This is a genomic window from Streptomyces toyocaensis (assembly GCF_000725125.1).
GTDB classification, from domain to species: Bacteria; Actinomycetota; Actinomycetes; order Streptomycetales; family Streptomycetaceae; genus Streptomyces; species Streptomyces toyocaensis.
This window is the reverse complement of record NZ_JFCB01000001.1, coordinates 32,896-45,819: the sequence shown is the minus strand read 5'-3', so window position 1 is coordinate 45,819 and position 12,924 is coordinate 32,896. Positions and strand designations below refer to the sequence as shown.

At 74.8% G+C, this 12,924-nt stretch carries 11 protein-coding genes; 4 read left to right on the top strand and 7 right to left on the bottom strand.

The features are described 5' to 3' along the window. Positions 1–163: 163 nt before the first annotated feature. Positions 164–1,120 (bottom strand): LysR family transcriptional regulator, encoded by a 957-nt coding sequence (locus BU52_RS00220; RefSeq protein WP_078903047.1) that lies wholly within the window; start codon positions 1,118–1,120, stop codon positions 164–166. Positions 1,121–1,208: 88 nt separating this feature from the next. On the opposite strand from BU52_RS00220, the gene lpdA reads away from it, so the two are divergent. Both lpdA and BU52_RS00210 read left to right on the top strand, forming a co-directional pair. Further along, positions 1,209–2,621, top strand: coding sequence for a dihydrolipoyl dehydrogenase (lpdA, locus tag BU52_RS00215; RefSeq protein WP_107061042.1), 1,413 nt, complete (start codon positions 1,209–1,211; stop codon positions 2,619–2,621). A gap of 125 nt (positions 2,622–2,746) precedes the next feature. Continuing rightward, positions 2,747–3,997 carry a M14 family zinc carboxypeptidase gene (locus BU52_RS00210; RefSeq protein WP_037925891.1) on the top strand — a complete coding sequence of 417 codons (1,251 nt, stop codon included), beginning with the start codon at positions 2,747–2,749 and terminating at the stop codon, positions 3,995–3,997. 36 nt (positions 3,998–4,033) lie between these two features. Here BU52_RS00210 and BU52_RS00205 read toward each other — a convergent pair whose 3' ends face one another. Together BU52_RS00205 and BU52_RS00200 are read right to left on the bottom strand one after the other, a co-directional pair. Next, positions 4,034–4,453 carry an SSI family serine proteinase inhibitor gene (locus BU52_RS00205; protein ID WP_037925888.1) on the bottom strand — a complete coding sequence of 140 codons (420 nt, stop codon included), beginning with the start codon at positions 4,451–4,453 and terminating at the stop codon, positions 4,034–4,036. A gap of 146 nt (positions 4,454–4,599) precedes the next feature. Then, a complete protein-coding gene (locus tag BU52_RS00200; RefSeq protein WP_037925885.1) occupies positions 4,600–5,151 on the bottom strand; it encodes a DUF1707 and FHA domain-containing protein in 552 nt (183 codons plus the stop codon). Positions 5,152–5,326: 175 nt separating this feature from the next. On the opposite strand from BU52_RS00200, the gene treZ reads away from it, so the two are divergent. Continuing rightward, the gene (gene treZ, locus BU52_RS00195; protein ID WP_037925882.1) at positions 5,327–7,072 is read left to right on the top strand and encodes a malto-oligosyltrehalose trehalohydrolase; all 1,746 of its coding nucleotides are present in this window, start codon (positions 5,327–5,329) and stop codon (positions 7,070–7,072) included. Positions 7,073–7,081: 9 nt separating this feature from the next. Here the strand turns inward: treZ and BU52_RS00190 are convergent, their stop codons facing one another. Then, positions 7,082–8,017 carry a phosphotransferase family protein gene (locus BU52_RS00190; RefSeq protein ID WP_037925879.1) on the bottom strand — a complete coding sequence of 312 codons (936 nt, stop codon included), beginning with the start codon at positions 8,015–8,017 and terminating at the stop codon, positions 7,082–7,084. 49 nt (positions 8,018–8,066) lie between these two features. Beyond that, positions 8,067–9,194, bottom strand: a complete 1,128-nt coding sequence (locus tag BU52_RS00185) for an aminopeptidase P family protein (protein WP_037925876.1) — start codon at positions 9,192–9,194, stop codon at positions 8,067–8,069. A gap of 193 nt (positions 9,195–9,387) precedes the next feature. On the opposite strand from BU52_RS00185, the gene BU52_RS00180 reads away from it, so the two are divergent. Continuing rightward, positions 9,388–10,143 carry a metallophosphoesterase gene (locus BU52_RS00180; protein WP_037925872.1) on the top strand — a complete coding sequence of 252 codons (756 nt, stop codon included), beginning with the start codon at positions 9,388–9,390 and terminating at the stop codon, positions 10,141–10,143. On the opposite strand, the gene BU52_RS00175 is transcribed toward BU52_RS00180, so the two are convergent. Beyond that, a complete protein-coding gene (locus BU52_RS00175) occupies positions 10,136–10,606 on the bottom strand; it encodes a PDZ domain-containing protein (RefSeq protein WP_327147709.1) in 471 nt (156 codons plus the stop codon). The genes BU52_RS00180 and BU52_RS00175 overlap by 8 nt on opposite strands. A 147-nt stretch (positions 10,607–10,753) precedes the next feature. Beyond that, a complete protein-coding gene (gene cyc2 / locus BU52_RS00170; RefSeq protein WP_037925868.1) occupies positions 10,754–12,910 on the bottom strand; it encodes a germacradienol/geosmin synthase Cyc2 in 2,157 nt (718 codons plus the stop codon). Positions 12,911–12,924: the final 14 nt, after the last annotated feature.

Sequence of the window (12,924 nt, the reverse complement as noted above, 5' to 3'; positions counted from 1 at the left end):
TCTCGTCGCCGCGCTCGTGGTGAGTGGGTGGGGCGGGGCCAGGGCGGAGGGGTGTCCGTCCTCGGACCGGCGCGTGGGGTTCGCCGGCGGGGCTGAGGACGCGGACGCGCCGGTCGCTGCGGGCGGGCACCCCCGCCCCGTCCCCTCCTCGCCGTCGGCGGGCTCACGCGAGGGGGGCCGTCCCGGGGGTCGGGTGGGGTGCGGTGCAGTCCGGGGAGGGGGGCGGAACGTGGCTGGGCGGGGTCTGGAGCACGGCTTTCAGTACGTCGACGAAGGTCTCGGCGGCGCCGGTCGGTGGTACGCGGGTGAAGACGGTCAGGGCGCGTATCCAGGGCGGGTCCGGGGAGAGGGTCACGCAGTCCTCGCCGACGGCGCCCCGCACGATGTGCGAGGGCGCGGTGGTCACGCCGACGCCGGCCACCGCCATGCGTACGGCGGTCGAGGTGTGCTCGGTGAAGACGGCGGTGCGGGGCGCGAACCCGGCCTGACCGCAGACCCAGTCGAGGAAGCGTTCGCCGTGCACGACCGGCTCCATGGCGCAGCGGACCCAGGGGCGGTCGGCGAGTTCGGGCAGCGTCACCGTGGTGCGGCCGGCGAAACGGTCGTCGAAGGGGACGACGAGAACGATCTCCTCCTCGCCGACGGGCACCACGGTGCCCGGCCAGCCGCTGGGCGCCGGGCCCACGGCGAGGTCGGCGGTGCCGCGCTGCACCTCCTCCTCCAGGGCCTCGGTCGTGGCGTACTCGTGCAGACGGAGCACGACACCGGGATGGGCGGCGTGCCACCGCGCGAAGACGTCCGGCAGGATGCCGACGGCCACCGAGTGGACGGCGGCGACGTGCAGTTCGCCGCCCTCCGCCCCGGCGGCGGCACGCGCCGCGCGGCGGGCCTGGGCGGCGCTGCGGACGGCGACCTCGGCGTGCGGCAGGAATGCGCGCCCCATGGGCGTGAGCCGCGCCCCGCGCGGCATGCGTTCCAGGAGCGGACCGCCGGTCGCCCGTTCGAGCGCCTTGATCTGGTGGGACAGCGCGGGCTGGGAGACGTGCAGCACCTCCGCCGCACGGGTGAACGACGCCTCCTGGACGACGGTCAGGAAGTACTCCATCTGCCGCAGACTCATTCCGGCCCCCCGCCATAAAGGTCCTGCATCGATGCCACAAGAACATTGCCTTGGACTCATGGCAAGGGCCGGACGGACGCTGAGGGGCATGAACGCAACGGACGTCATCGTCATCGGCGGCGGTACGGGCGGCTACAGCACCGCCCTGCGCGCCGCGGCTCTCGGCCTGGAAGTCGCGCTGGTGGAGCGGGACAAGGTCGGCGGCACGTGTCTGCATCGCGGCTGCATCCCCAGCAAGGCGATGCTGCACGCGGCCGAACTCGTCGACGGCATCGCCGAGGCACGCGAACGCTGGGGGGTGAAGGCGACCCTGGACGCCGTCGACTGGTCCGCGCTCGTCGCCACGCGGGACGACATCGTGGCGCGCAACCACCGCGGCGTGGAGGCCCATCTCGCCCATGCGGGCGTGCGGGTGCTGCGAGGGCATGCGCGACTGACGGGACCGCGGTCCGTACGGGTCGAGGGAACGGCTGAAGGTGCCCACCGCCTCACCGCGCGTCGTGGCATCGTGCTCGCGACCGGCTCACGACCGCGTACGCTCCCGGGGCTCGAGCCGGACGGACGGCGCGTGGTGACGAGCGACGACGCGTTGTTCGCGCCCGGCCTGCCGGGGTCGGTCCTGGTGCTGGGCGGGGGCGCGATCGGCGTGGAGTACGCCTCCTTCCACCGTTCCATGGGAGCCGAGGTCACCCTGGTCGAGGCCGCCGACCGGATCGTGCCGTCGGAGGACAGCGAGGTGAGCCGGCATCTGACACGGGGGCTGCGGAAGCGGGGCATCGACGTGCTGCCGGACGCCCGGCTGCTGGACACCGAGGTGTCCGGCGACGGCATGCGTGCGCGGGTGCGCACCGCGCGGGGCGAGGTCCGTACGGTCACGGCCGATCGCCTCCTGGTGGCCGTCGGACGGGTTCCGGTGACCGACGGGCTGGACCTGGCCGCCGCGGGACTGACGACGGACGGGCGCGGGTTCGTCGCGCCGGCCGACTGGAACCGGCTGGAGACGGCCGTGCCCGGGGTGCATGTGGTGGGCGATCTGCTGCCGCCTCCGTCTCCCGGCCTCGCCCACGCCTCGTTCGCCGAGGGCCTGTTGGTGGCGGAGACCCTGGCGGGCGTGCCGTCCGCGCCCGTGGACTACACGGCGGTGCCCCGGGTCACGTACTCGTCGCCGGCGACCGCCGCCGTGGGGCTGAGCGAGGCGGAGGCCCGCGCGCAGGGATACGAGGTCGGGGTCAACAGCATGCCGCTGACCGCGGTCGCCAAGGGCATGGTGCACGGGCAGGGCGGCACGGTGAAGGTCGTCACCGAGGCCGGGGGGCGGGTGCTGGGCGTGCACCTGGTGGGGCCGCATGTGTCGGAGATGATCTCCGAGGGCCAGCTGATCGTCGGCTGGGACGCCGAGCCGTCCGACGTGGCCCGGCACATCCACCCGCATCCGACGCTCTCCGAGGCGGTCGGTGAGGTGTTCCTGACGCTGGCGGGTCGCGGGCTGCACCAGCAGTGACGCGGGCGCGGTGACCGGGGGCGGGCGTGCCCCCGGGCGTCCCCTGAGGGCTCCCCCGTCGCGCTCTTGACACCGTCTCCCCGCCGTGGGGTACTGCGCAGTGCGGATTCGGGCGGTGACGGGGGGTGAGTCCGCTGCTGGAGTCTCGCTATCCGACGGTGGCCGAACTGGTTCTTTCCGCCCGGGCGCTGGCCCTGCAGTGGCAGGGGGTGTGCGCTCTGCGGCAGGTGGGCGTCTCCCGCGCGGGGCGGCCGCTGCACCTGCTGTCCGTGGGCCGCGCCCGGCGCGCCGTTCTGGTGGTGGCCGGCGCCCACGCCAACGAACCGGCCGGCGGGGGCACGCTGCTCGCGCTGGCCCGGCGGGTCCTGCACGAGCGGGATCTGCGCGACGGTACGTCCTGGCACTTCCTGCTGTGCGCGGACCCCGACGGGGCGAGTCTCCACGTGACGCCGGCGCCGCGCAGTCTGTACGACTACCACCTGGGCTTCTTCCGCCCCGCGGGGCCGGAGCAGCCGGAGTGGGCCCCGTCGGTGCTGCCGCCCGGCCGGCTGCCCCCCGAGACCCTCGCGCTGACCGGGGTGATCGACGAGCTGCGGCCCTATCTGCAGGTGTCCCTGCACGGCACCGACCTGGGGGGCAGCTGGGTGCAGTTGACCCGGGACGTCCCCGGGCTGGCCGAGCCGTTCGCCAAGTCCGCGGCGCAGCTGCACATCCCGGTGGAGACGGGCGCCTCGGACGCGGCGGGCTGGCCCGCGTCCGGCCCCGGGGTGCACGTGATGCCGGCGCCGGAGGCCGCGCCGGCCTACCCGAGCCTGACCGACGACGCCCGGCGCAGCACCTGGTACCACGCGCACCGGTACGGCGGTCTGACCGCGGTGATCGAGGTGCCGATGTGGGCGAGCGACCTGGTGGACGACCCCGCGCCCCATCCGGCCCCGGACGCGGCCATGCACCGCCTGGCGGACCGGCTGCTGCGGGACGCGGACGAGGTGCGGCGCGTGCTGGAGGACGCGGGGACGGGTCAGGGGGACGCCGGCGGCCCGCTGCTGCGGGCGGCCACCTGGGGACTGGAGCTGGTGCCGGGGCTGGCGGCCGACCTGGTCCGCACACCGCCCGCCGACGGCACGCGGGCGTACGTGGGGAGCGTGGACGCCTTCGCGCGGCGCGTGCCGCTCAGGGTGGCGGCGATGCTGCGGCGGGCGCTGAGCGGGACCGACGCGCGGGCGGCGGCCCGTCTCGAACGTCTGGTCGCGGACTGGAGCGACGCCTTCGCCGCGCGTTTCAGGGCCCGCTGGGTCCCCGTGCGGCACCAGGTCGAGCACCAGTCCCGCACGGTACTCGCGGCGGCCCACCACGCTCGGGAGCACTGCTGCTGACACCGGGACCGCGGCCGCGGGGCGGTGCCCGTCACGTCACGGGGCGGCCGACGCGAAGACCGAGCCGGTGCGGGCGGTGAGCATGCAGGTGTTCGGGAACGTCTCGGTGTACTCGACCGGCCGGCCGCGCCACGTGCCGTGGGCGTGCGCGGTCACCGGCGCGTGGACCATCGGGCAGACGACGTCCTTCGCCGGGATGTCGGCGATGCGCCCGTCCGCCGCCTCCAGCTCAGCGCAGGCGTCGGCGGCGTGCCGGTGGGGACCACGGGGCGGGTCGCACCAGAGCACCGTGCCGCCCTCCGCGGCGGGCGACGCCTCTCCGCGGCCGACCGTGAGCATCAGCCGGCTGTCCCCGGCGGGGCGCCAGGAGTCCGGCCGTGCGGGCGCCGCACAGGCGAGCAGAACGAGGGCGGCGACCAGTCCCGCCCGTACCGTCTTCAGTGAGGTGTGCGTCATTCCCGTTGCATCGGCACGGACGTCCCCGGTCCCGACCCCCGCTCACCCGAACGGGAGGGTGCGGACGCCGTGTGCGGCCGGCGAGGAGGACACGCGCCCGGTACGCGGCCCGGAGCGCGGCCGCGTACCGGCGTCCCCCGGGTACGTCAGTGGCCCGCGAGCCGGTAGGTGATCCGTCCGAAGCCGATCTGGTCGCCCTCGCGGACGACGGCCGCGCCGACGACCCGACGGCCGTTCACGGTCGTGCCGTTGGTCGAGCCGAGGTCCCGCAGCACCCATGTGCCGCCCTGGTTGCGCAGTTCGGCGTGCACGCGGGAGACCGTCTCGTGGCTGATCCGCAGTCCGCTGGCGGGATCGCGCCCTATCCGCAGCGGATGGCCGGCCGCCGGGTGGGGCAGCAGCAGTTTGGGCAGCTTCTCGGCCTGCCAGGCCCGGCGCAGCCGCACGGTGAACCCGGAGACCGCCTCGACGGTGCCGAACACCACGCGCGAGAAGCGGTTCTCTCTCGGGAGGTCGGCGGTGAGTGCGGCGAGTTCGTCGGATCGCCGCGCGTTGAGGGCGAGTTCCATGCGCCGGACGAACGTGTCGTGGGACAGGCGGCCCATGGCGACACCGTCCCGCAGCACGCTCAGCGCCTTGTCGCGCTCCGCGTCGGAGAGCCGCGCGGGGGACGTGTGGAACTCGAAGGACGACGTCACACCGTCGATTGTCGGTCAGCGGCGGGCGGGCTGTCCAGGAACCGGGAAATCGGCCGCCCTGCGCGCGCATTCCGGCGACACCCGCCGCAAAAGGGAGGATCCACCGGCGCATTGATCTCCGATGCAGCACGATGGACGGGCTACATCACGGTGAGCAGACGAAGGGGAACCGTCCGTGCAGTTCGAGGTGTGGGCACCGCAGGCCGGAAGAGTGACGCTCGAGTGCGACGGCGCCACGCGCGCGTTGGAGCCCGATCCGCAGCGCGGGGGGTGGTGGCGGGGGGAGGCCGAGGCGCACGACGGCTCCCGGTACGGCTTCGCGCTCGACGACGGTCCGGTGCTGCCCGATCCGCGCTCGCGCCGCCAGCCGGACGGGCCGGACGGCCTGAGTGCCGTCGTCGACCACGACCGGTTCGCGTGGCGCACGGAGTGGGCGGGGCGCCCGCTGCCCGGTGCGGTGCTGTACGAGCTGCACGTGGGCACGTACACCCGCGAAGGCACCTTCGACGCCGCCGCCGAGCGGCTCGGCCACCTCGCGGACCTGGGCGTGACGCATGTGGAGCTGATGCCGGTGTGCCCGTTCCCGGGCCGGCACGGCTGGGGGTACGAGGGGGTGTCGCTGTGGGCGGTGCACGAGCCGTACGGCGGGCCCGAAGGGCTGAAACGGTTCGTCGACCGGGCGCACGCGCTGGGACTGGGCGTCGTCCTGGACGTCGTGCACAACCACCTGGGACCGTCCGGCAACTACCTGCCGCGGTTCGGGCCGTACTTCACCGACACCCATCACACTCCCTGGGGCTCGGCGGTCAATCTGGACGCGCCCGGCTCCGACGAGGTGCGCGCCTACCTCGTGGACAGCGCGCTGGCATGGCTGCGGGACTACCGGATCGACGGGCTGCGGCTGGACGCGGTGCACGCGCTGGTGGACACGCGCGCGTGCCACTTCCTGGAGGAGCTGTCCCGGGCGGTGGACGCCCTGGCCGCCGACACGGGCCGGCCGCTGTTCCTGGTGGCCGAGTCGGATCTCAACGACCCCCGGGTCGTCACGGCGCGCGAGGACGGCGGCCTCGGGATCCACGCGCAGTGGAACGACGACTTCCACCATGCCCTGCACACCGCCCTGACCGGTGAGGCGCAGGGCTACTACGCCGACTTCGCGCGCGCCCCGTTCGCGGCCCTCGCCAAGACGCTCACCGGCGGCTTCTTCCACGACGGCACGTACTCGAGTTTCCGGGGCCGGCACCACGGCCGCCCGCTGGACCGCAGCCGGGTGGCCGCGCACCGGCTCCTCGGGTACGGCCAGACCCACGACCAGGTGGGCAACCGCGCCCAGGGGGACCGGCTGTCCGCGCTTCTCTCCCCGGGGCTGCTGGCGTGCGCGGCGGCCCTCACGCTGACCGCGCCCTTCACTCCGATGCTGTTCATGGGCGAGGAGTGGGCGGCGGGCACGCCCTGGCAGTTCTTCACCGACCACACCGACCCGGCGCTCGCCAAGGCGGTGAGCGACGGCAGACGGCGGGAGTTCGCGGCCCACGGCTGGGCCGAGGAGGACGTGCCCGACCCGCAGGACCCGGCCACCCGCGACCGCTCCTGCCTCGACTGGTCGGAGCCGGAACGCGACCCGCACGCACGCGTGCTGGCCTGGTACCGGCTGCTGCTCGCCGTGCGGCACGCACAGCCGGACCTCACCGATCCCGACCTCGGCGACACCAAGGTGGCCTACGACGAGGAGCACCGCTGGCTGGCCTTCCGGCGCGGCGACGTCAGGGTCGCCGTGAACCTGGCGGACCGGGCGGCCGCCGTCCCCCTAGGCGTCCCCGGGGCGCGCGTCCTCGCGGCGTGGGAGCCCGTTCGGGCGCCGGGGGCGGACGGGGTGCTGCACCTGCCCGCGGAGTCGGCGGTGGTGCTGCTGCAGGAATGACGGGCCGGGTCAGCCCGCCTCGTCGCCGTCCCCGAGGTCCGTCACCCGCTCCAGCATGATCGGCTCCCAGGCCCGTCGCAGCCGGGTGCGCGGGAGCGTCTGCGGGCCGCGGCCGTCCAGGGCGTCGGCGAGGTCGACGACGGCGTCGCAGCGGGCCAGCCAGAGGCCGCGCAGGCACGGGCGGGCGCCGTACCCGGCGAGCGTGGCGGCGCGGACGGCGGCCGGGGCGCCGACGGCGACCGCGAGGCCGGCGATGTCCTCGGCGGGATCGCCGACCACCGCCGCGTCCCAGCCGAGGACGCCGCGCACCCGGCCGTCGGCGCCGACCACGAGGTGGCCGCCGGTGAGGGCGTGGTGGACGAGGACCGCCGTGCCGGGCTGCGCGGCGAGCTGGACCGCGGCGGGCGGGGTGAGCCGGCTCAGGCGTCCGGGGTCGAACTCGTCGGCCGCGGCGAGCCGTTCGGCGGCCCGGCCCGCGGCCCGGCGCAGCGCTTCGAGCGACCGCGGGGACACGCGCGGCACGCCGAGCGTCTCCGCCTGCCGCACCGGCACCTCGCGCAGCCCCGTGAGCAGTCCCGCCAGGTCGGTCTCGCCGACGGCGGACACGGTGTGCTCCTCCCCCGTCCCGCCGGGCAGCCGGGTGTCGAGGGTGCAGAGCAGACCGGGTGCCCACTCGCCCTGCGCCACCGCGGTCGGCAGCGCCACCGGCACGTGCGGCCGGACGAGGTCGCGCAGCCGCACCTCGCGGCGCCGGCGGGCGGTCGCCTCGCGGTCCGGGGCGAGACGCAGCACATGGTGGCCGCCGACCCACCACGCGGCGGGCCCGGTTCCTTCGGTGACGGGCCGGACGTCGGGTCCGGCCGCGCCGCCCGTGCCACTGCCCTGCAGCAGCGAGCGGGCCAGTCGGCGGACGGTGTCCGCGGTGGGTGCGGGTGCCTGGGTCATGGTCGCGCCGTTTGCCGTTCGGGGGGCGGGCAGGGGACGGAAGAGCCGTTCAGTCCACTATGACCATGTCCCGCGCGGTGTTGTTCAGCCGCCGCCCGCCGTCCTCGGTCACGGTCACGATGTCCTCGATGCGCACGCCGAACCGGCCGGGCAGGTACACGCCGGGTTCGACGGAGAAGCACATGCCGGGGACGAGGGGCCGCTCCTCGCCCTCGATCATGTACGGCGGCTCGTGCGTGGTGACGCCGATACCGTGCCCGGTGCGGTGGATGAAGTACTCCCCGTACCCGGCGTCGGCGATGACCGCACGGGCGGCCCGGTCGACGTCCTGGCAGGCCGCCCCGGGCCGCACCGCGCGGAAGCCCGCCTCCTGCGCCTCGCGCACCAGGTCGTGCACCCGGCGTTCCTCGTCGGTGGGTTCGCCGACGTGGACGGTGCGGGAGGTGTCGGAGCCGTAGCCGTCCTTGAGGCCGCCGAAGTCCAGGACGACCATGTCGCCGCGCTCGATGACGCGGTCACCGATCTCGTGGTGCGGGTTGGCCCCGTTGGGGCCGGAGGCGACGATCGTGAAGTCGACCTGGGAATGGCCGAACCGGCGCAGCAGGGAGGCGAGGTCGGCGGCGACGTCGCTCTCGCGGCGCCCGGCGAAGGCCACGCCCCTGATCTCCTCGAACGCGGCGTCGGCGGCGGCTCCCGCGGCGGCGAGGAGGTCCAGTTCGGCCGCGTCCTTGACGGCGCGCAGCATGGGCAGGGCCTCGGTGAGGGAGGCGTACGAGGTGCCGGGCAGCGCCTTCTGCAGGCCCAGCAGGTGCATGGCCCAGGTGTTGTCGCTGATGCCGAACCGGCCGTCCGCGTCCAGCAGGGCTGCGGTGGCGGCGTAGGGGTCCTTGCCGTCGGTCCAGTCGCGCAGGGTGAGCGCCGGGGCGCCGGGGGCGCGCTCGGCGTCCGGGGCCTCCAGGGTGGGGACGACGAGCACGGGGTCCCGGCCGGCCGCCAGGATCAGCAGGGTGAGCCGCTCGGTGACCGCCGTGGGGGTGTAGCCGGTGAGCCACACCAGGTCGGGGCCGGGCGCCACGAGCAGCCCGGCGAGCCCGGCCTCGGCGGCCTGCCGTGCCGCACGCTCCATGCGGGCCTCGTAGTCGTCGGCGGTGAAGGACGCGGGCGCGGTGCCGGTCATCCGGGGGCCTCCCAGGGGCGGTCGTCGGGGTTACGGGCAGCATCCTGCCCGGCGGGCGGGGGCGGCGCGAGCCGGTTCGCGGTGTTGGTCCCGCGCCTCCCGCCACCTGAGGGCAGAACCTTGCCCCAGCGTGATCACTAATGCTTGGATCACACACAACCGTTAACAGGCACTGCCGAGGAGGCGTACGACCGTGCTCGTACTCGCGCACATCAGCGATCTGCATCTGGACGGAACCGCCCGGGCGGCCGAGCGCGCCCGGCGGGTGCGCGACCGGCTGTGGAACACGCCGGAGCCACCGGACGCGCTGCTGGTGACCGGTGACATCGCGGACCACGGCACCGAGGCCGAGTACGAGGAGGCCGCCCGCCTGCTGGGCCTGCGCGACGGCGACGCCCCGTTCCCGGTGCTCACCTGCCCGGGCAACCACGACCGCCGGGCGCCGTACCGCACGGCACTGCTGGGCCTGCCGGCCGCCGACGGACCGGTCAACAGCGCGCACGTGCTGGACGGCGGCGCGGTGCTGATGTGCGACTCGACCCTCCCCGGCCGCGACGACGGGGAGCTGGACGAGGAGACCTGTGCCTGGATCGAGTCCACGCTCGACGGGCTCGACGACGGCGCCCGGGCCCTGCTCGCCTTCCACCACCCGCCGGTGCCGGTGCACCACCCCCTCCCCGACTCCTACCCGCTGCGCGCTCCCGAACGGCTGGCCGCCCTGCTGGCGCGCCGGCCCGAGGTCGCCGGGCTGATCACCGGTCACGCCCACACCCCGGCCGCCGGCACGTTCGCGGGCCGTCCGGTGCTGGTGGGGCCCGGCGTGACGTGGACGCTGCGGCTCCCCTGGGAGGGCGAGCAGGCCGCGGACCGGGACGCGCCGCCCGGGCTCGCCTTCCACGTCCTGGACGACGAGGGCCGGCTCACCAGCCACTTCCGGGTGGTCACGTGACGATGCCGGGGACGGCCGTCAGCTGGCGGCGGCCGCCGCGGTGGCGCACCGTCAGTCTCACCTCGTCGCCCGGGCGGGCCCGCGCGACGGCACGTGCCAGGTCGGCGGCCGAGCGGACGCGCGTGCCGCCGAACGCGACGAGCACGTCGCCCCGCACCAGGCCGGCCGAGAAGCCGGGTCCGGGTACGTGGACGCCCACGACCCGGGCCCCCGGCCTCAGGTCGTCGGCCACCTCCACCCCGAGCCGGGCGACGACGGGCGCGGCCGGAGCCCCCGGCGCGGAGGCGGCCACGGAGCGCGGCGACACGGACGCGCCGGGGACGGGTGCCGTGCCCGCCGTTCCCGCCGGACCCTCCGCCCCGGCGAGCCTGCCCGTGCCGACGACCGTGGCACCCGTCGCCCCCAGACCGACCCCGGTCAGTACCAGGACGACACCGGCCAGCACCCCGCGTACCGCGGTCACCAGCCGCCGCCCCCACCGCCGTCCGGCGTGCTGTCCCGACGGCCGGGCGGGCTCCGCACGCCCCTTCGGTCCGCCCCCGGCCCCGGGCATCGGCCTGGGCCGCAACGCGGGTTGCTCCATGGTTCACCTCCGGCGGGAGTCAGGCCGTCAGATCAGGACCGGCGGGGCCGGCGTGCGGTACGGGAGGAAGCCGTGGACCCGGCCGGACAGGTACTCGTCCCGGTATCGCGGGACGTTGCGGTGCCAGTTGAGGATGCCCGCCATCCAGTTCTGCAGGTCCTTCACATAGCCGCGCATGGCCGCCCTGGCCTCCTCCGACAGCTGGAAGTCCTCGTACACCACAGGTAGTTCGTGCTCCACCACGTGCTGGAACTGCCGCATCCGCTGGTTCATCAGGTCCTGCACCACGGGCAGCGCGGTCGGGTAGTCGACGCCGAAGAAGTTCTGCACGACGAGGACGGCGTTGTGGATCTCGCCCTCGAACTCGATCTCCTTCTGGTAGGAGAAGATGTCGTTGAGGAGGCACGCGTAGTCGATCGCCGCGTTCTCCAGGGAGCGCACGGGACCACTGCGGTAGACCTCGGCCGGGACCGCCGGCCCGTGGCCGGCGCGGCAGAGCCCCAGGGTGAGGTCGGAGCCGAAGGTGGCGCGCCGCATCTCCAGGTAGTCGACCGGGTCCGGAACGCGGTGGTGGATCTGGTTGGCCAGCTCCCAGACCCAGGCCTCGGTCATGGTCTCGACCGCCGCCTTCAGGGGCCGGCGCTCCTCGGGGGTCATGCCGGCCGTCGTGCGGGCCCACAGGTCGGTCAGGGAACGCTCCATGGCGTTGGCGGGCGGCGGGACCGGTCCGCCGTCGAGGGACATGCAGGCCGCGAGGCGGGCCGTGGTCAGCCGGGCGGCGGCCAGGTCACGGCGGTGGCCGTACACGAGCGGGTAGTAGTCGTCGCCGTAGGTGCCGAAGGCCAGCCAGCCGGAGGCGAGGTCGAGTTGCTCCTGGGTGGCGTCCGGGTCGAGGCCCGCCGCGCACAGCGGCAGGTCGCAGCTCTCCAGCTTGTCCTCGTCCCAGACGCCCTCGCTGAGCACGCCCATCCGCCGTGACCACTCCAGCAGATGCCGGCGCGCACCGTCGAGGGCGGGGCTGAGCCGCAGCGGGAACGGCATGTCGATGTCGGGGATGACCGACGGGCCGACCTTCGGGAAGGGCAGGTGCGTGTGGGCGCGCCACCGCCGCGCGCCGGTGGCCGCGAGCAGCCCGCCGATGTCGGCGGCGGACGTCCCGGGGCCGGACGGCGACTGCCAGGGGGCGCCGGAACGCGCGCCCTCGTTCATGTAGCGGCTGGAGCGCAGATGCCATTCGTGGCCGCCGGACTGCCAGTCCTGCAGCCCTTTCGCGTACGCCGCCACGGCCGCGACCTGGTCCGGTGTGAGGCCGCTCTCCAGCGCGACGGCGGGCACCTCGGTGAACGCGGTGTGCTCGAACTGGTGCAGCCGTGAGGTGAGGACGTCGTTGACGAGGTCGGCGGCCTCCTGGGTGGTGCAGCCGAAGAAGGTCTCCAGCACGAGGACGCCGTTGCTGAGCTCGCCCTCGTCCTCCACCTCCCGCTGGTAGGAGAACAGGTCGTTGCGCAGGTGCACGGCGTCGGAGAACGTCTCCATCAGCACCCGCAGCGGCCGGGTCCCGGCGACGGCGGCGGGCACCTCGGCGGTCGCGTACTCCACGAGCCCGGCCGACCAGGGGGCACCGCCCACCTTGCGCCGCATCTCGATGTACTCGACGGGGTTGGCGATCCGGCCCTCGTTGATGTTGGACAGCTCCCACAGCGACTCGTTGAGGAGGTGTTCGGTGGAGACGGCGAACCGGCGGCGCCAGCCGGCCGACATCGCGGGCACGGTGCGCGCCCACAGGTCGGCGAGGCCCGCCTCGACAGGGTTCTCCGGCTCGGGGACCGGCGCCCCCGGGTCGAGCGACATGAACAGCGGCAGCCGGTCCAGATGGGCCTTGCCGGCGGGCCGGTCCTGGGACCGTTTGAACTTCTCCAGGAAGTGGTCGTCGAAGAAGAAGACCCACACGTACCAGTCGGTGATGAGGGAGAGGGCGGGGCCGTCGCAGTCGGGGTGGGTGTAGGCGCAGAGCAGGCCGTAGTCGTGCGCGTCGAGGTCGGCCTGCTCCCAGACCCCGCTTCCCTCCAGCATGCCCATCTCGCGCGCCCACGCCGTCGAGTGGGCGCGCGCCTCCTCCAGGTGCGGGTTGAGCCGCGCGGGGTGCGGCATGTAGAAGTGCGGGAGTTCGAACGGCTGCGTCATGGCCGGGGGCTACC